Origin of the sequence: Prosthecobacter fluviatilis (assembly GCF_042655725.1) — a bacterium.
GTDB classification, from domain to species: Bacteria; Verrucomicrobiota; Verrucomicrobiia; order Verrucomicrobiales; family Verrucomicrobiaceae; genus Prosthecobacter; species Prosthecobacter fluviatilis.
Genome location: NZ_JBHSMQ010000013.1, coordinates 84766 through 106627, shown reverse-complemented (window position 1 = coordinate 106627; position 21862 = coordinate 84766). Strand labels below are relative to the sequence as shown.

Annotated in this window: 16 protein-coding genes; 10 read left to right on the top strand and 6 right to left on the bottom strand. The window is 63.5% G+C overall.

The window, feature by feature from the left end; genetic code table 11:
* The first annotated feature begins 18 nt into the window (after positions 1-18).
* Together ACFQDI_RS23460 and ACFQDI_RS23455 are read left to right on the top strand one after the other, a co-directional pair.
* Positions 19-378: an acyl carrier protein gene (locus ACFQDI_RS23460; protein WP_377171603.1), complete on the top strand. Its 360-nt coding sequence runs from the start codon at positions 19-21 to the stop codon at positions 376-378.
* A complete protein-coding gene (locus ACFQDI_RS23455; RefSeq protein ID WP_377171601.1) occupies positions 375-1634 on the top strand; it encodes a beta-ketoacyl-[acyl-carrier-protein] synthase family protein in 1260 nt (419 codons plus the stop codon). The genes ACFQDI_RS23460 and ACFQDI_RS23455 overlap by 4 nt, the downstream gene beginning before the upstream one ends.
* Here the strand turns inward: ACFQDI_RS23455 and ACFQDI_RS23450 are convergent.
* Positions 1627-4164 (bottom strand): efflux RND transporter permease subunit, encoded by a 2538-nt coding sequence (locus ACFQDI_RS23450; RefSeq protein WP_377171599.1) that lies wholly within the window; start codon positions 4162-4164, stop codon positions 1627-1629. The two genes, ACFQDI_RS23455 and ACFQDI_RS23450, sit on opposite strands and share 8 nt — an antisense overlap.
* 94 nt (positions 4165-4258) lie before the next feature.
* Here ACFQDI_RS23450 and ACFQDI_RS23445 point away from each other — a divergent pair, with 94 nt between their 5' ends.
* Positions 4259-5827, top strand: coding sequence for a hypothetical protein (locus tag ACFQDI_RS23445; protein ID WP_377171597.1), 1569 nt, complete (start codon positions 4259-4261; stop codon positions 5825-5827).
* A gap of 42 nt (positions 5828-5869) precedes the next feature.
* Here the strand turns inward: ACFQDI_RS23445 and ACFQDI_RS23440 are convergent, their stop codons facing one another.
* On the bottom strand, positions 5870-7444 hold the full coding sequence (locus ACFQDI_RS23440; RefSeq protein WP_377171595.1) for a peptide ABC transporter substrate-binding protein: 1575 nt from the start codon (positions 7442-7444) through the stop codon (positions 5870-5872).
* Positions 7445-7552: 108 nt separating this feature from the next.
* On the opposite strand from ACFQDI_RS23440, the gene ACFQDI_RS23435 reads away from it, so the two are divergent.
* The 3 genes from ACFQDI_RS23435 (at position 7553) to ACFQDI_RS23425 (ending at position 12406) form a co-directional block, all read left to right on the top strand.
* Complete coding sequence (locus tag ACFQDI_RS23435) at positions 7553-9226, top strand: sialate O-acetylesterase (protein WP_377171593.1); 1674 nt, start codon at positions 7553-7555, stop codon at positions 9224-9226.
* A gap of 85 nt (positions 9227-9311) precedes the next feature.
* Positions 9312-10817 (top strand): S1C family serine protease, encoded by a 1506-nt coding sequence (locus ACFQDI_RS23430; RefSeq protein ID WP_377171591.1) that lies wholly within the window; start codon positions 9312-9314, stop codon positions 10815-10817.
* A gap of 41 nt (positions 10818-10858) precedes the next feature.
* The gene (locus ACFQDI_RS23425; RefSeq protein WP_377171589.1) at positions 10859-12406 is read left to right on the top strand and encodes a S1C family serine protease; all 1548 of its coding nucleotides are present in this window, start codon (positions 10859-10861) and stop codon (positions 12404-12406) included.
* A gap of 3 nt (positions 12407-12409) precedes the next feature.
* On the opposite strand, the gene ACFQDI_RS23420 is transcribed toward ACFQDI_RS23425, so the two are convergent.
* Positions 12410-13099 (bottom strand): YceH family protein, encoded by a 690-nt coding sequence (locus tag ACFQDI_RS23420; RefSeq protein ID WP_377171587.1) that lies wholly within the window; start codon positions 13097-13099, stop codon positions 12410-12412.
* Positions 13100-13233: 134 nt separating this feature from the next.
* Here ACFQDI_RS23420 and ACFQDI_RS23415 point away from each other — a divergent pair, with 134 nt between their 5' ends.
* Positions 13234-13785 (top strand): hypothetical protein, encoded by a 552-nt coding sequence (locus tag ACFQDI_RS23415; protein WP_377171585.1) that lies wholly within the window; start codon positions 13234-13236, stop codon positions 13783-13785.
* Positions 13786-13884: 99 nt separating this feature from the next.
* On the opposite strand, the gene ACFQDI_RS23410 is transcribed toward ACFQDI_RS23415, so the two are convergent.
* Positions 13885-14568, bottom strand: coding sequence for a pseudouridine synthase (locus tag ACFQDI_RS23410; RefSeq protein ID WP_377171583.1), 684 nt, complete (start codon positions 14566-14568; stop codon positions 13885-13887).
* Between the two features lie 137 nt (positions 14569-14705).
* Here ACFQDI_RS23410 and ACFQDI_RS23405 point away from each other — a divergent pair, with 137 nt between their 5' ends.
* Both ACFQDI_RS23405 and zigA read left to right on the top strand, forming a co-directional pair.
* On the top strand, positions 14706-16124 hold the full coding sequence (locus ACFQDI_RS23405) for a DUF1501 domain-containing protein (protein ID WP_377171581.1): 1419 nt from the start codon (positions 14706-14708) through the stop codon (positions 16122-16124).
* 129 nt (positions 16125-16253) lie between these two features.
* On the top strand, positions 16254-17477 hold the full coding sequence (zigA, locus tag ACFQDI_RS23400) for a zinc metallochaperone GTPase ZigA (protein WP_377171579.1): 1224 nt from the start codon (positions 16254-16256) through the stop codon (positions 17475-17477).
* A gap of 3 nt (positions 17478-17480) precedes the next feature.
* On the opposite strand, the gene ACFQDI_RS23395 is transcribed toward zigA, so the two are convergent.
* A complete protein-coding gene (locus tag ACFQDI_RS23395; protein WP_377171577.1) occupies positions 17481-18371 on the bottom strand; it encodes a methylenetetrahydrofolate reductase in 891 nt (296 codons plus the stop codon).
* A 5-nt stretch (positions 18372-18376) separates the two neighbouring features.
* Positions 18377-20731, bottom strand: a complete 2355-nt coding sequence (gene metE, locus ACFQDI_RS23390) for a 5-methyltetrahydropteroyltriglutamate--homocysteine S-methyltransferase (protein WP_377171575.1) — start codon at positions 20729-20731, stop codon at positions 18377-18379.
* Positions 20732-20816: 85 nt separating this feature from the next.
* Here metE and ACFQDI_RS23385 point away from each other — a divergent pair, with 85 nt between their 5' ends.
* Positions 20817-21743: a LysR family transcriptional regulator gene (locus ACFQDI_RS23385; RefSeq protein ID WP_377171573.1), complete on the top strand. Its 927-nt coding sequence runs from the start codon at positions 20817-20819 to the stop codon at positions 21741-21743.
* Positions 21744-21862: the final 119 nt, after the last annotated feature.

Here is a 21862-nt window from a genome sequence, read left to right as displayed (position 1 = left end):
AAAACAGCCTTCATGCCCGTGAGCGAAGAACGAAAACAAGACATCACCAAATCCCTCAAGCGTTGCAGCGAGGAGACCTTGGCCGCCGCGTTGCGCTTTGAAGAAACCAAGAATCTCGACGAGCTCGACGCCATCATCCTCGGCGTGCTCGCGCGGGATGCCGCCAATCCCCGGCCGGACGGCATGGCCTCCGTCACCGATGACATGAAGCTCGTCGAGGACATCGGCATGGATTCCTTTGGCATGATCGAAGTGGTGATGACGGCGGAGGAAGTGCTCGGCCTCACCATCGCCACCGAAGAGCTCGGCAGCATCGTCACCTTGGGGGACCTGAAGAAATTTCTCCGCACCAAATTCGGCGCCAGCAATCCTTCATGAAGCGCGTCGTCGTCACCGGCCTGGGTTTCATTTCCAGCATTGGCAACAACCGGGCCGAAGTGACCCAAAGCCTGCGCGAGGCGCGCTCGGGCATCGAGTTTGTGCCGGAGCTGGCCGCCGCCAATGACCGCGTGAAGCTGGCAGGCACGGTGAAGGGCTTTGATTTCCCCTCCCCTGATTCGCTGGACTGGACCTACCCGGCCCATGTGCAGCTCAACCGTGCGCAGCTGCGCACCATGGTGCCGCATGCCGTGTTTGCCACGGCTGCCATGCAGGAGGCCATTGCAGACGCCGGACTGGCGCCGGAGCAGGTCTCCGATCCGCTCACGGGCCTGTACTGCGCCTCGGCAGGCTCCCCTTGGATGACTTATCTGGCGATGGATTCGGTGATCAAGCGCGGCCCGGCCCGCACTTCCGCCCCCATGGTCATCACCGGCATGCCAAACTCGCTGCACCTCAATCTGACAGCGCGTTTTGCCATCAAGGGGGCCACCCTGGCTTTCAACAGCGCCTGCGCCTCCTCCTCCCACGCTCTCGGGCATGCCTGCGACATGATCCGCCTGGGCCGGCAGAAGAGGATGTTCGTCGTCGGTGCGGAGGATGCCCAGCAGATTCACACCATCCTGCCCTTTGCCTCACTGCGCGCCCTGAGCCCGCAGACAGATCCCGCGCTGGCTCCCCGTCCCTTTGATGCGGGCCGCGATGGCTTCATCATCACCGGCGGCGGTGTGGTGCTCGTGCTCGAAGAGGCGGAATCTGCCGCCGAGCGTGGCGCCAAAGTGTACGCCGAGGTCAAAGGCTGGGGCCAGAGTTCGGACGGCTACGACGTCGTGGCCCCGGACCCCTCCGGCAGCGGCCTCGCCCGCGCGATGACGAACGCCCTGCAGGAGTCCGGCCTCGCTCCTGAGGCGGTTGACTACATCAACGCCCACGCCACGGCCACCCAGGCAGGAGACGTCGCAGAGCTCAGCGCTCTGAAAACCGTCTTCACCGGAGAGGCGCGGCCCAAGGTCAGCAGCACCAAGGCGCTCACGGGCCACGGCCTCTGCCTCGCAGGAGCGCTGGAGGCAGGCATCAGCTGCCTGGCGCTGAAGGAGGGCTTCATGCCCATCTCCGCCAAGATCCAGCAGCTCGACCCCGCCTGCGAAGGCGTCTCCATTCTCACCAGTCCGACTGATCAGGCCCCGCGTGTGGCCATGAGCAACTCCAGCGGCTTTGGCGGCTCGAACGTGGCGCTGATTTTTTCGGCTACCTGATCCAGCGCCAACGGGCAAACTGGAGGTAGAGCACGGGCAGCAGCACCAGCGTCAGCACGGTGCCGAAAAGCAGGCCGAAAATGTGCACCGCCGTCAGCGGCCGCCACAGCTCGCCTCCCGTCACGGCCAGCGGGATCAGCCCGCACACCGTGGCAAACACCGTGGCCAGCACGGCGCGCAGGCGCACCAGCGCGGCGCGCATGAGCGCTGTCTCCAGCTCGACGCCACCGGCCCTTTCCTCCTCGATGAAATCTGAAAGCACAATGATGTGGCTGACGATGACGCCCGCCAGACTGACGATGCCGATGAGCGCCATGAAGCCAAACGACGCATGCGTGGCCGCCATGCCCGCAAACGCGCCGGTCAGTCCCAGCGGCACCGTGAGCATGACCACGAGGGACTTCATCACTGAGCGGAACTGCACCATCATCGCCAGCGCGATGAGGGCCAGCGAGATCTTCAGCACGCGCTCCATCTCGCGCTGGCTGGTCGTCAGCTCGCGCTCCTCGCCACCGAAGGCGATGCCGGAGGCCGGGAAGGAGGTGCGTGCCTTGTTCAGAATGCCCGAGGCCAGCATGCCGAAGGGAGCCAGCGCCTTCACCGTCACCGTGCGCTGCTGATCGATGCGGGTGATCACGTCCGAGTCATCATGCACCTTGTAGGCTCCGGCAACGGTCAGCGCCTGGCGCACCTGCGCAGTCTTGGCCGGGATGTCCCCGCCGCTGATCTCGATCTGGATCGGCGTTTCCAGCGCAGGCCCCTGCTCGATCTGTTTCACGAGGCAGAGCGCGTCTTGGATCTCGCGGTCAAAGACCTCGCGCAGATGCACGATGAGTGCGGGCACATCCTCCGCATGGCGTGTGTTTACCAGCACCTGCGCCACGTTGGCGGCGGGCTGGCGTGGCAGCACGTTGTAGTAAAACATCGGCGTGCCCCCGCCGCTGACGACGACGGCGCTCTGCACGGCCTCCTCCTTTTGCAGCCTGTCGCTGATCTGCGCGTTGACCTTCTGCGTCTGCTCGATGCTGCTTCCCTCCGGCAGGCGGAGATCGATCAGGAACTGGTTGCGCTCTGCCACCGGGAAGAACTGCTTGCCGAAAAACGGGATGAGCGCCGTGCTGCAGCCCAGCAGACCGTACGCGGCGATGATGGTGAACAGCGGCCGGCGCAGCGCATGCTGCAGCGTGCTTTTGTAAAACGGGATGAGCCGGTGCAGCGGGTGCGAGCCGCTGGCGGCATCAAAGCCCTTCTGCCCGCGCAGTAGGTAGTAGCCCAGCAGCGGGATGAACGTCATGGAAACGATGCGCGAGGACACCAGCGCCAGCGTGATGACCACGGGCAGCGAGATGATGAAGGCGCCCATGTCTCCCGGCAGCAGCGCCAGCGGCAGGAAGGCCACGATGTTGATGAGGGTGCCGAAGAAGATCGCGCGCCGCAGCTTGAAAGGGCCGAGCCAGGCCGCGATGCCACGCGGCTGCCCGTCTGCAAGCTCGCGGTTGATGCCGTCTGAGGCCACCACCGGATCATCCACCAGCATGCCCAGGGAGATGATCAGCGCCGCGATGGAAATCTGCTGCAGCGGCACTCCCAGCGCCGCCATGCCGCCGAGCGTCATCGCGATGGTGAGCGGGATGGCCACGGCGACAACCAGCGCCGTGCGCCAGTCCATGAGCAGCAGCGCCACCAGCACCACCACCAGCACCGCCTCGATGAAACAGCGCAAAAATTCACCGATGCGGTGCGCCGTGGCCGCAGGCTGGTCGGAGACAGTGATGACCTTCACGCCCTCCGGCAGCCTGAGGCTCCCGGTCCTGGCCAGCACCGCTTCTTTAAAGTCGTGGATGTTGTTTCCCGCCTTCATTTCCACGGCCACCAGCACGCTTGCCCAGGGCTTCAGCGGCCCGTCCTCCGCACGGTGCAGGGTGCGCACGCTGTAGCTGGCCGCCACCATGTCCTCAAACGAGGCGATCTGCTCCGGCGCATGGCCAAACTGCCGGATGCGCCCTGTGTTGGAGACGGACCTGAGCTCTTTCTCGATCACATCAGCCGCCGGGCCTGCCTCAGCGCCCAGCACCGCGAACAGCAGCGTGGCTGGAAGCTGGTAGTCTGTTTCGAGGCGTGGTGCTTCGCAGCCCTCGGGCAGCGTGATCGCCTGCAGGATCTCACGCGTTTTCCGCCACTGCTCCCCGATGACCTCTTTGCGGTCTGCCTGCAGCCGGATGACGATGGTGGAGATGCTGTCCCGCGACTGCGACTGCAGCTTTTCCAGCGTGGGCAGGCGCGCGAGCGCGGCCTCCAGCGGTGCCGTCACCTCCTGCTCCATCTGCGCTGCGTCGAGCAGCGGGTGCACCGTCACGAGCACGGCGTCATGCGTGGGAAAGGTGGGGTCTTCCTGCTGTGGCAGGCTTTGAAAAGCCAGCCAGCCCCAGACCAGAACTGCAAACATCGTCAGCCAGCCGAGGAGCCGGTGTTCGACGAAAAACCGTGTGATGCCGCCTTTTGAAGCAGCAGATGAAGGAGGTAAATCCATGGAGGCTATGACAGCTCTCAGTTTTCGCCGCGACCCGGCTGCTTCGCAATGACGCACGTTGCGGGATTGCATGACTGCATTCATGCTGCGGCGCATGATCCGGCCCCACACGCCGCCAGAAACGCCCGCTGACAAGCCCGCACGCAGCGGAGACGCGGGTGGTGCATGGGCGTCTCCCTGGGAGCTGGATCTGGAGTGGCTGGACGCCCCGCCTGGCAAAAAGCGCCGGCAGAGCGAGGAGCCAAGACCTCCGGCAAGGCAGGAGCCCCAGGCAGTCCCCAAACCCTCGGTGCAGAAGCCGCCGCCGGCAGCCCTGGAGGAAAGGCCCGCCCTGCCACGCCAGGCGCCCCCTTCCCGGCTCGTGTCCAGGCCGCGGACCACACCGGCGGCCGAGCGTGAGGTCTCATGGTCCACGCTGGCCATCCTGAGCATGGGCCTGCTCATGCTGGTCTTCATCGCATGGCTCTATGTGGACGACCAGGCTCCGGGGCTGGACCAAGACCTGCTTTTGAACCGGCCTGTCGATCAGGCGGTGATGATCCAGACCCCTGGCAAGCTGCGCAAGTTCCTCAACGCGCTGGTGCCCTTTGAAAGCTCGCAGCTGCGTGGCAGGCCGCCGTGGCTGTGGGACACGCCGACGCTCGCACGCGTCGTGCAGTCCAACGGCATCGCCCTGGACAATCTGCGGGATCTGCTGGAGGACGCCGACTGGCACCCCGCCCATGCGGCATGGCATGCTGCAGACCCATGCGCAGATCCGCGCTGGCATCAGGTGCTCGTGCTCAAGCAGGCAGAGGCGGCATACCTTTCCCGCCGCATGCAGGAGGAGGCGGCGTTTACTGCAGCGATCGATCTCGCGGAACTTGGCTGGCGCCTGGAGCAGCTCTGGGCCTGGCCGTCCTGCTATCAGCAGTCCCTGGAGGCGCAGAAGCTAGCCGCGCAGACCTTGGCGGACCTGCTGCGTCAGACCCGGCTGCCGGAGGCCACGCTGCGGCAGTTTCAGCGCCAGTTCAGCGTCTGCCAGCCCACCACGGAAATGCTGCAGGGGGCGATGAATGCCTTTTACGTGCACGAGAAAAAGCTCATCCTCGGCCCGAAGAGCGGGGAGAATCTCGACACCATGCCCGGTGGCGTGCAGTTGCAGCGCCCCGGTCGGTTGTTCTTCAAGCCATATGAGACCCTGCAGCATTTTGCCATGGCCTTCCGGCAGATCAAAAATGAAGCGGAGACACCCCTGGTCCTCACCGCCGATGTGCGGCTGAAGGACGACACTGCCGCCGAGGCCCCCTACCAGCCGAATTCCGCCGGGCTCGCCTATTACCACCAGCGCATGAAGTTCTACACCCCGATGCCCGCGGCGCTGGGGATGGCGCGCACGCGCGGGAATCTGATCATCTCCTTGTTCGCGGTGCGGCGCTGCATGGCCGAGAAGAAAACGCCTCCGGCCACCCTCGAACAGCTGCGCACTTTCAATTTCCTGCTCGATGTGCCTGTGGACCCCTACACCGGCGCCCCGCTCCAGTACAATCTCGCGCGCGGTCTGATCTGGTCCGTTGGCAATGATCTCAAATCCGCCAATGGCTCGCCCACGGAGCCGCCGATGAATGACCCGGCGGAGCCGACGGTGGAGCTGGGGATGGCGGTGGCAGGGGTTGCCAGGTAGGGGCAGGTCTGCGGTGCCCGGCACATCGGGCGCGCAGCCGGGCTACTTTTTCCACCGCATGCAGCGGAAGGGGTGATCATCGATCATGTTTGCCTGCACGCCTGCGAGGCGGCTGGCATGGAAAAACTGGACGCCCACGTAGTGATAGATGGGGATGAGGACGGCCTCGTCGGTGACGAGGAGTTTTTCCGCCTGCTGAAAGAGCGTGTTGCGCTGGTTCAGGTCAGCTTCACGCGCGGCGGCGGCGATGAGTCCGTCATACCCTGCGTTTGCCCAGCCGGTGCGGTTGTTGCCATTGCCTGCGAGGAACATTTCGAGAAACGTCCCCGGGTCGTTGTAGTCGCCCACCCAGCTGCTGCGGCAGAGGTGGTAGTTTTTCTCCTTCATGGAGGAGAGGTAGATTTTCCACTCCTGCTTGGCCAGATCCACGCTGACGCCCAGATGCTCCCGCCACATGGCCTGAAGTTCGACGGCGATGTTGCGCTCCACCGGCTTGGGAAAGTAGAGGTACTCCACACGCGGGAAGCCTTTGCCTCCGGGGTAGCCCGCCTCGGCGAGGAGCCTGCGTGCTTTCTCGGGGTCAAACTCCGGCCCGGGAGGCGGCTGGTAGTTCTGCCCCGCGCCGGGCGGGGTCAGGCTGTACGCATTGCGCTCGCCGAGCTGCGTGATTTTTTCGGTCACACGTTTTCGATCTATCGCCAGTGAGAAGGCCAGCCGGATCTTGGGATTGTCAAACGGGGCGCGGGTGACGTTGAAGCGCGTGAAGTAGCTGCCCAGGAAGGGGCCGGTGTGGAAGTAAGGCTCCTGCTTGAGCTTGGCTGTCAGCGAGGTCGGCACCATGCCCTTGTCCATGATGAGGTCCGCCTGGCCGGTGAGGAAGTAGTTGATCGCTGTGTTGGGCTCCGAGATGGGCAGGATGTCGATGCTCTTCATCCCCACATTGGCGGCGTCCCAGTAGCGTTCGTTGAGATGAAGCGAGATGCGGTCGTCCAGCAGCCAGTCTTGCAGCGTGTAGGCTCCGTTGCCCACCAGTGTGCCCGGCTTGATCCATGCCGTGCCATGTTTTTCGATGATGTGCCGCGGCACCGGATAGAATGCGGTGAAGGCGCAGAGGTCGATGAAGTAGGGCGTGGGATTTTCCAGCTCCACGCGCAGGGTGCGGTCATCCAGAGCCACCACGCCCACCTGCGTGAAATCCCTGAGCGTGCCCTCGTGGTGCGACCGGGCGTTTTTGATGACGTAGAGCTGGCTGGCGTAGTCCGCGCCAAAGTCCGGCGAGAGCACGCGTTTCCAGGAATAGACAAAATCCTGCGCGCCCAGCGGCGTGCCGTCGCTCCACACCGTGTTCGGGCGCAGGTGAAAGGTGTAGGTCTTGCGGTCCGGCGTCACCTCCCAGCGCTCCGCCATGCCCGGCTGCGGCTTGCCGGCTTCATCGATGCGGCAGAGCCCCTCAAACAGGGCCGAGGCGATGCGCATGCCCACCTGATCCGTCACCACATGCGGGTCGATGCTCTCCGGCTCCGCGCCATTGATGAAGACCAGGTCCGCACGCGGCCGCGAACGCCCGCAGGCGGCGAGAGAAAGCAGAAGAGCGGCGGCGAGGGCGAGGCGGATCACCGGAAAAGCTAGCACACGGTTGCGGCTGCACGCAGCATAATCCTTGCATCCTGCTGCAATGAACCGCCCGCGCACAGCGTTCCCAACGACCGACTTTTTCCCAACCCCATGCGCATTCTCTGCCTTCTCTCCCTCCTGGCCGTCTCCGCCCGCGCGGAACTGAAACTCCCCGCCATCATCGGCGACAACATGGTGCTGCAGCAGAAGCAGGCCAATCCGGTCTGGGGCTGGGACGCTCCGGGCACCGAGGTGACGGTGACCTTTGCCGGACAGACCAAGACCGCCAAAGCCGGCGCGGACGGCAAATGGACTGTGAAGCTGGATGCCGTGCCGGCGAATGCGAAGCCCGCGACGATCAGCATCAAGGGCAGCAGCAGCAAGGAGCTGAAAAACGTGCTCGTGGGCGAGGTGTGGATCTGCTCCGGCCAGTCCAATATGGGGTTCAACCTCAGCAGCACCTGGGATGCGGACCTGGACATCGCCCAGGCGAAGGACGCCCAGCTCCGCCTCATCTCCGTGCCGCAGGTGGGCACGCAGGAGATCCAGAATGACTTCAAAGGCCAGTGGGAGGAATGCACGCCCACCAGCGCAGCGCAGTTCACCGCCGTGGGCTACCACTTTGGCCGCGTGCTGCGCGAGATGCTCGGCGTTCCTGTGGGCCTCATCGACAACGCCTGGGGTGGCAGCGCCTGCGAGGCCTGGGTGAAGCGAGATGTGCTGGAGAAAGACCCGCGCTTTGCCTCCATCATCGCACGTTGGAAGCAGACGGAGTCGACTTTTACGCAGGCGGCTTTCGACAAGCAGGTCGCTGATCATAAGACGAAGGTGGCCGAATGGGCCAAAGCCCGCGCGGAAGCCCTCAAGGCAGGCAAGATGTTCACGGCCCAGGCGCCACGTGCACCGCAGAACCCCCTCACCGGCCAGCACCGCCCCGGCAACCTGTATGCCGGTGTGCTGCATCCCACCATCGGCTACGGCATCAAGGGTGTGATCTGGTATCAGGGCGAGTCCAATGCCAGCCGCGCCAAGGAATACCGCGACCTCTTCCCCTTCATGATCGAGCATTGGCGCAAGGAGTGGAACCAGGGAGACTTCCCCTTCTACTGGGTGCAGCTGGCCGACTTCAAGCCCTACCAGACTGAGCCAGGAGACAGCGACTGGGCCGAGCTGCGCGAAGCCCAGACCCTGACGATGAGCAAGCTGCCGCACACCGGCCAGTGCGTCATCACCGACCTCGGCGAAGCCAACGACATCCACCCCAAAAACAAGCGCGACGTGGCCGAGCGCCTCGCCCGCTGGGCTCTGGTGAAGGACTACGGCCAGCAGCTCGTCTATCGCAGCCCCGAGCTGAAGGGCGCGAATTTTGAAGGCGGCAAAGCCCTTCTCACCTTCGATTTTGCACCGCAGGGCCTGCGCACGGTGGACACGGACGAAGTCAAAGGCTTCGCCGTCTGCGGCGAGGACAAGAAATGGGTGTGGGCCAAGGCCAGCATCATCGGCGGCTCAAAGAAAGGCACCAACCAGATCGAAGTCAGCGCCGAAGGCGTGGCCAGGCCCGTGGCCGTGCGCTATGCCTGGGCGGACAATCCGGTATGCAATGTCTATTCCGCCGAAGGCCTGCCCGTCACCCCCTTCCGCACCGATGACTTTCAGATGATCACCGACCCAGCCAATCCGAACAGCGCCGAAGCGCAGAACGCCAGGCGTGCCGAAGAGCTCAAGAAGCTGATGGAGGCGAGAAAAGCCAACGAGGCCAGGAAGAAGGCGCCGGCCGGGAAGTAGGGGCAGTGCCGATGGCGATTATTTCTTTAGCAAACTTGTGTTAGAGGCGGCGGGCTGCGTATGTTTGTGACTTCACGTCACCCGCATGAACACCCGACCGCTTCTGCCTCTTCTCGCCCTGGTTCTGCTACCGTCCGCCCTCTGCGCGCAGCCAGCGGCGGCACCGCCACCGGCAGCGGCCCAGGCCATCGATGTGGCCTCAGGCGCCTGGGAGGGCATCGTGAACATCGATGTCTCGGTGCTGGTGCCCGACTATCGTGAGCCCTGGAATGCCGGCCAGCCCAGCGGCGGCAGCGGCACCGGCTTCCTCATCGGCAAAAACCGCTTCCTGACCAACGCCCACGTCGTCAGCAATGCCACGCGCATCCTCATCCGCACCACGAACGACCCCGAGCCGCATGCGGCCAAGATCGTCCACATCGCGCATGACTGCGACCTCGCGCTGATCGAGGCTGAGGACGGCAAGCATTTTGAAAAACTCAAGCCGCTCGACTTCGGCGGCATCCCGCAGCTCAATACCGAAGTCATCGCCATCGGCTATCCCATCGGCGGTGATCGCATCTCCGTCACCCGCGGCGTCGTCTCCCGCATCGACTTCCGCCCCTACAGCCACACCAGCGTGGACTCCCATCTCGCCATTCAGGTGGATGCCGCGATCAATCCCGGCAACTCCGGCGGCCCTGTAATGCAGGCGGGCAAGGTCGTCGGCGTGGCCTTCCAGGGTTTCAGCGGCCGCGTGGCGCAAAACGTCGGCTACATGATTCCGGTGCCTGTGATCAAACGCTTCCTCAAGGATATTGAAGACGGCCGCTACGACCACTATGTGGATCTCGCCGCGAGCGACTTCCCCATCGAAAATCCGGCACAGGCCAAGGCGCTGGGCACCAACGGAGACGGAGTGGGCGTGATGGTCGGAGATGTGGAGCCCCAGGGCAGCGTGGCAGACATCCTGAAAATCGGAGACGTCATCCTCAGCATCGATGACAACCCGGTGATGAACAACGGCCTTGTACGCTTTGAGGGGGAGCTGATGGACATGAATGAAATCGTCGAGCGCAAGTTCGCCGGAGACACCATCAAGCTGAAGTACCTCCGCGGCGGCAAAAAGCTGGAGGCCACCGTCACGCTGAAGCGCTTCGACCCCTATGTGCGTCTTGGTGCGCAGTACAACCAGCGCCCCCGCTACATCGTCAATGCCGGCCTCGTGTTTCAGCCGCTGGACCGCAACCTGATGGACGCCCATCAGATGCGCGACGACACGGTGAACTACATCTTTGACAACTTCCTCACTGACAAGCTCTACGTGGAGCGGCCCGAGCCCGTCGTGCTCACCAATGTGCTGCCGGATGAGGTGAACACCTGGATCACCCCTTACGCGCACAGCGTCGTGGATGAGATCAACGGCGTGAAGATCAAAACGCTCAAGGATGTGCAGACCGCGCTTGCGAAAAAGGACAAGCCCTTCATCGAGATCGTGCTGCTGGAAAAAAACCGTCCCCTGGTGCTCAAGCGTGAACTCGCCGAGGCCGCGCACAAACGCATCATGGAGACCTACAACATCCTGGAAGACGCCTATCTGGGCGATGAATAACCGCGAGATCCGAACTTGAACCTTTCATCCTCGAAGCAGCCATGAAGCTCTCCCAGATTTTTCTCCTCTCCCTCGCAGTCGGTGCCGTCTCTGCGCGCGCGCAAGCCCCCGCGCCTGAAGAAGCCCCCAGAAAGAAACGCGCCCCCGTGGTCGCCGACGCGCCGCACCAGGTGGTGCAGAGCAACTCCCTGGTGCGCGTGAACGCCACCTCCCAGTCCTTCAGTCTGCACCTGCCGTGGCAGAAGGAGTCGCCTTCGGGCCGCCGCGGCCTTGGCGTCGTGCTTGCCGGAAACCGTGTGCTCGTCACCGGGCAGATGGTCGCAGACGCCACCTACATCGAGCTGGAGCTTCCGGACAAAGGCCAGAAGATTCCTGCCAAGGTCGTTGCGGTGGACTATGAGGCCAATCTGGCGCTGCTGGAGTCTGCCCCGTCTGAAAAGCAGAAGGCCTTCTTTGCCGGGCTCAAGCCCATGGCGGTGGACACCAGCACCCACATCGATGACAAGGTGGACATCCTGCAGACAGGCCGTGTGGGCGAGCTCATCAAAAGCGAGCTCAAAATCGGCAAGGTGCTCACCCGCCAGTACAACGTCGAAGGCTCGGGCTTTCTGGTCTATGAAGCCAACAACATCGTGCGCAGCGAGGCCAACAGCTTCACCCTCCCGGTGGTCAAAGGAGGCAAGCTCGTCGGCCTGCTCCTCAGCTACGACTCCAAAAACCAGGTCACCACCATCCTGCCTGCGCCCATCATTGAGCACTTTCTCAAGGACTTCGCAGACGGCAGCTACGAGGGCTTTCCCAGCCTCGGCATGGAGCTGCAGTCCACGCTGGACGAGCAGTTCCGCGAATTCCTCGGCCTCAAGCCCGATGCCCCCGGCGTGCTCATCAGCATGGTCATGAAGGGCGGCTCCGCAGAAAAAGCCGGCATGAAAAAGGGGGACATCCTCGTGGCCATCAACGGCTTCGCCATCGACTCACGCGGTGACTACAAGGACCCGCAGTTCGGCCCCCTCAGCTCCAGCCACCTCGTGCGCGGGCGTGCCTACGTGGGGGACAAGGTGGAGATCAAAGTGATTCGTGAAGGCAAGGAAGTCACGCTGAACGGGCAGCTCACTCGCCGCAAGCCGGATGACTACCTCGTGCTGCCATACCTCTTCGACAAAGGCCCGCGCTACGTGCTCATGGGCGGGCTGCTGTTTCAGGAGCTCTCACGGCCGTATCTCGACGCCTTCGGCGAGGAGCGTCGTGGCGGCGCCATCCTGCGCCTCGCGCACATCGCCTCCCACCCGGACCAGTTTGAGGAGGAAGGTCGCAAAAAGCTCGTCTTCCTCAGCCTCGTCCTGCCCACCCCCAGTGCCCAGGGTTACGACAAGCTCGGCGGGCAGGTGGTCAACAAGGTCAACGGCATGGCCATCAAGGATCTCAATGATCTCGCGGAGGCCTTCAAGAACGCGAAGGACAACATGCACGTCATCGAGCTGAATGAATTTCCTCACATCCTCTACCTCGACACCTTCAGCGCTGAGCGCGACAACATGCGCCTGCTCGGCGGCGCGTACCGCATCGGCAGCCTGAAGCGTCTGGAGTAGCGGTTACTTCACCGCGCCGATCAGCGTCTGCAGCCGCGACACCTGCGCCTTCAGCAGCGTGATCTCCGCCTCCATCTTCGTGCGCCAGTCCGCATCGGACGAGTCTTCCGGTGCGGGAATGGCCGGCGCATGGGCGGAGAGCGTGGCAGCATCTGCACCTGCCACCTCGCCGCAGAGCAGGTGCATGAACTGCGCCACGCGCTGCCCCGGCCCTGCGGGGATGCACTGCACCAGCGGCCCTTCGTTGTAGCCGATCAGCTCCGCCAGCGCGTTCTCCACGCTCTGCATGTCGGGAAACTCAAACAGGCGCTCCGTTCTCTGTCGCAGCTCGCCTGCGGTTTGCGAGCCGCGCAGCAGCAGCATGCACAGCAGCGCCATGTGGGGGCGCTCCAGACCGGGCAGCTTGCCTTTCAGGTTGTGCCGGTACTTCAGCGTGCGGCCGCCCACGATGTTCACTTCAAAGACGTAGCCGTGGGACTTCATCGACTCCAACGCCCGCAGCACGGTGCGTTCATCATAGCGCACGATGGGGTCACGATTGGTCGTCTGATTGCATGCCGTCACCAGCGCGTTCAGCGTCATCGGGTAATAGTCTGGCAGAGTGATCTCCTTTTCGAGCAGGCAGCCCATGACGCGGGCTGCCTCGGGCGTGAGGGTGAACAGAATGGCGGAGGTGACGGATTCAGCGGACATGGAGGATGGCTTGGGAAAAAGCCGCCCATCATCCACGGCTCCACGCCGCGTTCAAGATCCGGTCATGGTTGGTTTTAAAGGAATGTGAAATTAATTCTGAATACTTACTGGGGGGCGGCGTCGAATGTTCTGTTATGAAAACGAAACTTCTCCTCATCTGCGGCGCACTCATGGCCGCGATCTCGCTCTCCTCCTGCGATATCTACGGGTATCCAGCCTACGGTTACGGGTACGGTGGCTACGGACGCAGCTACTATAACAACAACTACTATTCCAGCCCGTTGCTGGGCATGGGGCTGCTGGGTGGGTACTATGGCGGTTACTCCAGGCCCTACGTTTACAATAACTACTACAGCCGGGGCTATTACCCCAGCAGCTACCGCTCATACGGCAGCTTTGGCAATTTCGGCAACGTCGGTTACAACCGGGGACACTACGGCTCTCCGTTCGTAGGCCGTCCCAGCCTGCCCTCGTTTAACAACAGCTTCCGCGGCCCCTCTCTAGGCAGCCACAGCTTTGCCAGCCACAATCTCGGCGGCTCGCCATTCAGCGGGCACTCCACGCACGGCGGATCTTTTGGCGGCTTTAGTGGCGGTGGTCACAGCTTTGGCGGTGGCGGTCATAGCTTCGGCGGCGGTGGCCACAGCTTTGGTGGCGGCGGCCACATGGGTGGTCATCATCACTGATCTCGCGCCCGGCAGCACAGCCGTATTTTACCCACAGCGCTCAGGGTTTCCTGGGCGCTGTTTTTTTTGGCTGCGGCTGGCAGGCAAAGCCATTGCCTTTCACGGTGGCACGAGCATCTGCCACTCCCCCTCTGCCAGATCTCCCAGCTCATAGGGGCCGAAGCGCTCGCGGTGCAGCTTTTCCACCTGCCAGCCCTGGCTGGCAAACATGCGCCGCACCTGATGGTAGCGGCCTTCGGTGAGCGTGAGGCGCGCGGTCTGGGTCGAGACAATCTCCAGCTTCGCGGGCAGGCAGGGTTTGTCCTCGCTGCGCAGCATGAGGTCGCCTTTGGTAAAGATGCCGATGAGCGCGGGATCGAGTTCCCGATCAACTTCGACGAGGTAGGTCTTTTCGATGTCGGATTTGGGCGAGGTGTAGCGATGCACGAGGCTGCCGATGTCCGTCACCAGCAGCAGTCCGCTGGTGTCCTTGTCCAGACGGCCCACGCTCGTCACCGCCGGATTGCGGTCGGGCCAGTGGGAGGGCAGCAGCTCGTAGATGGTGGGCCCTTCGTCCGCGCTGTGTGTGCAGGCATAGCCGACCGGTTTGTGAAACATCGCCAGCAGCCCGTCCGGCGCCTCCAGCGGTTGGTCATCCACGGTGATCAGAGCGGCGTCCACACGCTGGTCGGAGCGCTTCACCACCACACCGCCCAGCTTGACGCGGCCCTCCTTCACAAACGCAATCGCCTCCCTGCGTGAGCAGTAACCGAGGGCGGAGAGCAGTTGATCAAGGCGGCGCATGCGGAAGCCCGTACTCCATCTCTCAGGTGCCGTCATGCCATTTCGCAGCCTCCCTCCCCCACCAGGCATGTTCCTGCTGGGGAATAGGGGGTTACTTCGCGCAATCTCGGCCTGCCACCGCACGTTTCATCCCTGCCATGACGCCCCCTGCTTTTCTCGATGTCTCCCGCCGCCAGTTCTTCCGGCAGTCCGGCCTGGGGCTGGGTGGCGTGGCACTGGGCTCGCTGCTGGCGCAGGATCTGCCCGCGGCGGCTGCGCCGCTGGTGCCGCGACCGCACTTTGCGCCGAAGGCCAAGCACATCATCTACCTGCACATGATCGGCGCGCCCTCGCAGCTGGATCTGTATGACTACAAGCCGCTGCTGCAGAAAATGGACGGCCAGAACTGCCCGGAGGAACTCACCAAGGGCAAGCGCTTTGCCTTCATCGGCGGGGAGATGAAACTGGCGGGCACCGAGTTCAAATTTCAGCGCCACGGCCAGAGCGGCCTGGAGCTCAGCGAGCTGCTCCCGCATCTTGGCACCGTGGCGGACGACATCTGCGTGGTGAAGTCCCTCCACACGAATGAGATCAATCACGCGCCGGCTCAGATGTTTCTGCACACCGGCTTTGGCCAGGGCGGGCGGCCCAGCTTGGGCGCGTGGGTCACCTACGGCCTCGGCACGGAGAATCGCGACCTGCCTGCGTACGTGGTGCTGCTCTCCGGCCCGGCGGGCGGCGCGGGCTCCACGCTCTGGAGCACCGGCTTTCTGCCCAGCGTGTACCAGGGCATCCAGTTTCGTGGCAGCGGCGAGCCCGTGCTCTTTCTCGGCAATCCGCCCGGCCACAGTGCCAAAGACCGCCGCCATGTGCTGGATGCGGTGAAGGCGCTCAACGAGCAGCAGCTCGGCATCGTGGGAGATCCGGAGATCGCCACCCGCATCAGCCAGTACGAGATGGCCTACCGCATGCAGACCAGCGTGCCGGAGCTCATGGACATCACGCATGAAAACAAGGCGACGCTGGAGATGTATGGCGCTCAACCGGGCAAAGCCTCCTTTGCCAACAACTGCCTGCTGGCGCGCCGGCTGATCGAGCGCGGCGTACGCATGGTGCAGCTCTTTGATTCCGACTGGGACCACCACGGCGGCCTCAAGCAACGTCTCGCCGCCAAGGCCAAGGACGTGGACCAGCCCATGGCCGCCCTCGTGCGCGATCTCAAGCAGCGCGGCCTGCTGGACGAGACGCTCGTGATCTGGGGCGGTGAATTTGGCCGCACCCCGCTGCGCCAGGGCAGCAATGGTGATGGCGTGAAAACCTCTCCCGGCCGCGACCACCACAAGGACGCCTACACGATGTGGATGGCCGGTGGCGGCACCAAACCGGGCACCGTGTATGGCAAGACCGACGACTTCGGCTTCAACATCGCCGAAAACCCCGTCCACACCCACGACCTCAACGCCACCGTGCTCAGCCTGCTGGGCCTCGACCACGAGCGCCTCACCTTCCGCTACCAGGGCCGCGACTTCCGCCTCACGGACGTGCATGGCGAGCTGGTGCCGGGGATTTTGGGGTGAGTGGGTTGGGGAGTGTCGTGCGAGGAGATTCAGCGAGGCATCATGTGCTTGCGTATTTATAATGCAATAAAGTTGCATTATAACGATGTATATTGCAAATTTGTTGCGTTTAACAAACGGCCATTCTGCATGACTACCCTCGCTTCCAAACTCCCTGTCACGGTTCTCTCCGGCTTTCTTGGCGCGGGGAAAACCACGCTGCTCAACCATATCTTGCGCAACCGGGAGGGGCGGAAGGTGGCGGTCATTGTGAATGACATGAGCGAGGTGAATGTGGACGCGCAGCTGGTGAAGACGGGGGATGCACGGCTCTCGCGGACGGAGGAAAAAATGGTGGAGATGAGCAATGGCTGCATCTGCTGCACGCTGCGGGAGGACCTGATGCTGGAGGTGACCCGGCTGGCGCAGGAGGGGAGGTTTGATGCGCTGCTGATCGAGTCCACCGGAGTGTCTGAGCCGATGCCGGTGGCGGAGACTTTCACCTTCAAGGATGAGCAGGGGCGCAGTCTGAATGATCTGGCGCAGCTCGACACGCTGGTGACCGTGGTGGATGCGCGGAATTTTCTGAACGACTACTACAGCACGGATGACCTGCAGCAGCGCGGGCAGGCGGTGTCTGAGGAAGATGGGCGCACGATCGTGCATCTGCTGACAGACCAGATCGAGTTTGCGAACGTCATCTTGATCAACAAGATCGATGAAGTCAGCGCACAAGAGCTGGAGGACATTCGCGGTGTAGTCCGTGCGCTGAATCCGGAGGCCAGGGTGCATGAAACACGGTGGTCGGAGGTGCCGCTGGAGGCAGTGCTGGGCACTGGACTGTATGAGCTGGCCAAGGCTGAGCAGGCGGAGGGCTGGCTGGACTCCCTGAACGGGCACACGCCCGAGACCGAAGAGTATGGCATCAGCAGCTTCATCTACCGGGCACGGCGGCCGCTGCACCCGCAGCGGTTTGACGCCTTCATGCGCGCCGCGTGGGAGGGGGTGATCCGCGCCAAGGGCATGTTCTGGCTGGCCACGCGCATGGAGCTGGCGGGCTATCTCTCCCAGGCGGGGGTGCTGCGCGAAACACGCGCGATGGGCCTGTTCTGGTCCGCCGTGAGCCGCGATGAGTGGCCGATGGATGCTGACGCGCTGGCGGAGATCGAAGCGAATTTGCAGGAACCCTACGGCGACCGCCGCAGCGAAATCGTGTTCATCGGGCGGAGGATGGACCGCGCCGCACTCACGGCGCGGCTGGATGCCTGCCTGCTGAATGACGATGAGATGAAAGCCGGGCCCCATGAATGGCAGGCGCTGCCAGATCCCTTCCCTGCGTGGGTGCCGACGAATGAAGCGGAGGAAAGTGTATGAGGCTCAGCGAAGGCCCAAGCGTGCATGGATTTCCAGCACGGGCTGGGCCTGATTGAGGGTGTAGAGGTGGACGCCGTCGGCCTGGTGATCGAGAAGGTCGGTGCATTGCTCGGCGGCGTGGTGGAGGGCGATGCGGCGGAAGGCATCGGGGTCATCACCTGCGCGATTGAGGGCGCGGAGGAGGCGGGCGGGGTAGCGCATGCCGCCTGCGAGTGCGGCCATGCGCTGCATGCCGCTGGCGGAGGTGAGCGGGAGAATGCCAGCGAGGATAGGCGCGTGGATGCCCGCCAGTGCGCAGCGGGCGCGGAAGTCGTGGAAGGAGTGGTTGTCAAAGAAGGCCTGGGTGCAGAGCCAGTCGGCACCGGCGTCCACCTTGGCCTTGAGGTGGTCCATTTCCGTCATGCGGTTGGGCGTGGCGGGATGGCCTTCGGGGAAACAGGCGACGCCGATGCCGAAACCGCGTGGGTCGGGGTGCAGGCCGCGTTCATTGAACTGGCGGATAAAGCGCACAAGCTCGGCAGCCTGCGCAAAGGCACCCGTGCCTGCGCCGCCCACCGGCGGATCGCCGCGCAGAGCCAGGATATTGCAGACTCCGGCGGCGGCGTAGCGGGTGAGCAGGGCCATGATGTCTGACTCGCTGTGGCCGACGCAGGTGAGGTGCGGGATGGGATCAAAGACATCGCTCTGCCGCAGCTCGGTGACGAGGCTCTGCGTGAGCTCACGCGTGCTGCCACCCGCGCCGTAGGTCACGCTGGCAAAAGCGGGACGCAGCGGCGCGAGCTGGTCGAGCGTGGTCTGCAAGGTCTTCACCGCCGCAGAGGTGCGCGGCGGGAAGAACTCGAAGGAGAACGTGGTGGTGCCACGTGCGGCGGAGAGTATGTCCTGGATGTGCATGGCCCTTACGCGGTGGGTTGCAGTTTGGCTGCGCGTAGATTTTTCGCGGTCTGCACCATGTGGATGAGAGAGATCTTCACTTCGGGCCAGCCGCGTGTTTTGAGGCCGCAGTCAGGGTTCACCCAGAGATTGCGGCGGGGGATGACGGCCTCGGCTTTGCGCATGAGGTTTTCCATTTCAGCCACGGAAGGCACGCGCGGCGAGTGGATGTCGTAAACGCCAGGCCCGATCTCATTGGGATAGTGGAAATCCACGAAGGCGCCGAGCAGCTCCATGTTGGATCGTGAGGTCTCGATGGTGATGACATCGGCGTCCATGTCTGCGATGGCGGCGATGATGTCATTGAACTCGGAGTAGCACATGTGCGTGTGGATCTGGGTGTCGTCCCGCACGCCGCTGGCGCTGAGGCGGAAGGCGGTGACGGCCCAGTCGAGGTAGTGCGCCCACTCGGCACGGCGCAGCGGCAGCCCTTCACGGATGGCGGGCTCGTCGATCTGAATGGCGGCGATGCCTGCGGCCTCGAGGTCCACGACCTCATCGCGGATGGCCAGGGCGATCTGGCGCGTGGTCTCGGAGCGCGGCTGGTCATCGCGCACAAAGCTCCACTGCAAAATGGTGACGGGGCCGGTGAGCATGCCCTTCATGGGGCGTGGGGTGAGGGACTGCGCGAACTGCGCCCAGCGCACCGTCATCGGCACGGGGCGGCTGACGTCTCCGTAAATGACGGGCGGCTTCACACAGCGGGTGCCGTAGCTCTGCACCCAGCCATTGGCGGTGAAGAGGAAGCCATCGAGCTGCTCGCCGAAGTACTCCACCATGTCATTGCGCTCGAACTCGCCGTGCACCGGCATGTCGAGGCCGATCTCGTCCTGAAAGGCGACGCAGGCGCGTGTTTCGTTTTCCAGATACACCTCATACTCGGCGGTGGTGAGCTCGCCTTTTTTCCACCGGGCGCGCATGGAGCGCACCTCGGCCGTCTGCGGAAAGGAGCCGATGGTGGTGGTGGGAAACTCCGGCAGGCCGAGCCGTGACTGCTGCAAAAGCTGGCGCTGCGGGAAGGGCGAGCGGCGGCGCGCATCTTCATCCGTCACCTGTGCGAGCCGCGCCCGCACCTCCGGATTGTGCGTTCTGCGGCTGGTGGCGCGGCTGTGGATGGCGTCCTGATTTTCCTCCAAGACACCACTGCGTGCGGTGCCGCGCAGCAGCGCGCTGAGGGTGACGACCTCGTTGATTTTTTCGTCCGCGAAGGCCAGCCAGTTTTCGATCTGTGCATCCAGTGCGGGCTCGGAGGCGAGGGTGACGGGCACGTGCAGCAGAGAACATGAGGGAGCTACCCAGAGGCGGCGTGCGCCCAGCTTTGCCCGGGCTGCGGTGAGCAGCTTGAGGGAATGGGCGAAGTCGTTTTTCCAGATGTTGCGTCCATCCACCACACCGAGGGAGAGGATCTTGTCCGGTGGCAGATGATCGAGCACTGCGTCCAGCTCCTCTGGTGCGCGCACAAAGTCGCAGTGGAAGGCGTGTGCAGGCAGCGAGAGGAAGAGCGGCAGATTTTCCTGCAGCGCGCCGAAGTAGCTGGCCACGATGATTTTTAAACCGGGCGCGGCTGCCGCGAGCCTGCGCCAGGCATCCACCACGGCATCGCGCTGCTGTGGGGAGAGATCGAGTGCGAAGACGGGCTCGTCGATCTGCACCCATTCCGCACCCTGTGCGGCGAGACGGCGCAGGATCTGCTCATACACGGACACCAGCCCGTCCAGCAGAGACCAGCGGTCAAAGTCCGGATGATGCGAGTCCTGCACCTTGCCGAGCGAGAGATAGGTCGCCGGGCCGGGCAGCACGGGCTTGGCACGCAGGCCCAGCGATTGAGCCTCGTCCAGTTCGCGAAACACCTTGTCTCCCACTAGGCGGAACTGTGTGTCTGCGCGGAACTCGGGGACGATGTAGTGGTAATTGGTGTCGAACCACTTGGTCATCTCGCAGGCAAAGGCCGCCTCATGCCCGCTGCTGCAACCGTGGGCGCAGCTTTCATGGCCTTCGCCGCGCGATCCACGCGCCATGAGAAAGAGGGTGTCCAGGCCGATGCTGTCCCCGGACCAGCCAAAGCGTGGAGGCACGTTGCCAATGAGGCAGGAGAAGTCGAGCATCTGGTCGTAGAAGGAGAAGTCATTGCATGGGATGAGGTCGATGCCTGCCGCGCACTGTTTGGACCAGTGGTTCCGGCGCAGCCTGCGGCCGACTGCTTCCAGCTCCTCCTGGGAGATTTTGCCATGCCAGAAGGCTTCCGTGGCTTTCTTGAGTTCGCGCTGCTCGCCGATGCGGGGGTAGCCCAGATTGTGTGTGTGGATGATGTTGTCGCTCATAGCGACGGGATAACTATCGCCGGATTCAGCATTCACAATCCAGAGAGTTTTGTGGATCATCATCAAAATGGCTTATGATGGCGGCATGATCGAAATCCGCCATCTGCACGCCCTCATCGCCCTGGCCGAGACGGGGAATCTCTCCAAGGCCGGCCGCCGCCTGCACCTTTCCCAGCCTGCGCTTTCACATCAGGTGAAGAGCATCGAGACGCATCTCGGGGTGCCGTTGTTTGAGCGCAAGAGCAGCCCGCTGCGGCTGAGCCCCGCCGGAGAGCGTCTGCTGGGTGCGGCGCATGAGATCGTGAAGCAGATGCGGCAGTGCGAGCGCGATGTGGCGCGCATCGCGGAGGGGAAGGCCGGGCAGCTCCGCATCGCGGTGGAGTGCCACTCGTGCTTTGACTGGCTGATGCCCGCGATGGATGAATTTCGCATCGCGTGGCCGGAGGTGGAGATGGATCTGGTCTCCGGCTTCCAGCCCGACCCCACCGGGCTGCTGATCGAGAATCAGGCCGATCTCGTCATTGTCTCCAAAGCGCCGCCACGCGAGGACGTCGTTTATCATCCGCTCTTCCGCTACGAGGTGCTGGCGCTGCTGGCGCACCAGCACCCGCTGACGCGCAAGAGCCACCTGACCGCGCAGGATTTTGCCAAGGAGACGCTCATCACCTACCCCATCCCGGATGACCGCATTGACCTGGTGAGGGAGGTCCTGGCCCCGCTGGGAGTGAACCCCGTGCGGCGCACCGCCATGCTGACGGTGGCGATCTTGCAGCTCGTGGCCAGCCAGCGCGGGGTGGCCGCCATGCCCGGCTGGGCCGTGCAGCCCTATCTGGAGCGCAACTACGTGGCCCACCGCCCGGTGAGAAAGAGCGGCCTCTTTTCCCAGCTGAATGCCGCCACCACTCGCACCCTGGCGGGCACGGCGTACATGCGTGAATTCATCGCCACGATGAAGAAGGTGAGTTTTGACAGCCTGAAGGACATCACGGCTGTGTCGGCGGATGGGAGGTGATGGGCGGGGCATGAGCCATCACCGCCGTGTGTTGGCGGGCAGGACACGCAGCCACGCAAAAAGAGGATGACTATTAGCCGTGAATCATCTAAAAAGTCACCTTATTATTCCGTCCTCAG

Excerpts from the sequence above, each read along its gene's own strand:
- ACFQDI_RS23455 (WP_377171601.1), top strand. The coding sequence starts at position 375 with ATGAAGCGCGTCGTCGTCACCGGCCTGGGTTTCATTTCCAGCATTGGC.
- ACFQDI_RS23450 (WP_377171599.1), bottom strand. The coding sequence starts at position 4,164 with ATGGATTTACCTCCTTCATCTGCTGCTTCAAAAGGCGGCATCACACGG.
- ACFQDI_RS23445 (WP_377171597.1), top strand. The coding sequence starts at position 4,259 with ATGATCCGGCCCCACACGCCGCCAGAAACGCCCGCTGACAAGCCCGCA.
- ACFQDI_RS23435 (WP_377171593.1), top strand. The coding sequence starts at position 7,553 with ATGCGCATTCTCTGCCTTCTCTCCCTCCTGGCCGTCTCCGCCCGCGCG.
- ACFQDI_RS23430 (WP_377171591.1), top strand. The coding sequence starts at position 9,312 with ATGAACACCCGACCGCTTCTGCCTCTTCTCGCCCTGGTTCTGCTACCG.
- ACFQDI_RS23425 (WP_377171589.1), top strand. The coding sequence starts at position 10,859 with ATGAAGCTCTCCCAGATTTTTCTCCTCTCCCTCGCAGTCGGTGCCGTC.
- ACFQDI_RS23420 (WP_377171587.1), bottom strand. The coding sequence starts at position 13,099 with ATGTCCGCTGAATCCGTCACCTCCGCCATTCTGTTCACCCTCACGCCC.
- ACFQDI_RS23415 (WP_377171585.1), top strand. The coding sequence starts at position 13,234 with ATGAAAACGAAACTTCTCCTCATCTGCGGCGCACTCATGGCCGCGATC.
- ACFQDI_RS23410 (WP_377171583.1), bottom strand. The coding sequence starts at position 14,568 with ATGCGCCGCCTTGATCAACTGCTCTCCGCCCTCGGTTACTGCTCACGC.
- ACFQDI_RS23405 (WP_377171581.1), top strand. The coding sequence starts at position 14,706 with ATGACGCCCCCTGCTTTTCTCGATGTCTCCCGCCGCCAGTTCTTCCGG.
- zigA (WP_377171579.1), top strand. The coding sequence starts at position 16,254 with ATGACTACCCTCGCTTCCAAACTCCCTGTCACGGTTCTCTCCGGCTTT.
- ACFQDI_RS23395 (WP_377171577.1), bottom strand. The coding sequence starts at position 18,371 with ATGCACATCCAGGACATACTCTCCGCCGCACGTGGCACCACCACGTTC.
- metE (WP_377171575.1), bottom strand. The coding sequence starts at position 20,731 with ATGAGCGACAACATCATCCACACACACAATCTGGGCTACCCCCGCATC.
- ACFQDI_RS23385 (WP_377171573.1), top strand. The coding sequence starts at position 20,817 with ATGATCGAAATCCGCCATCTGCACGCCCTCATCGCCCTGGCCGAGACG.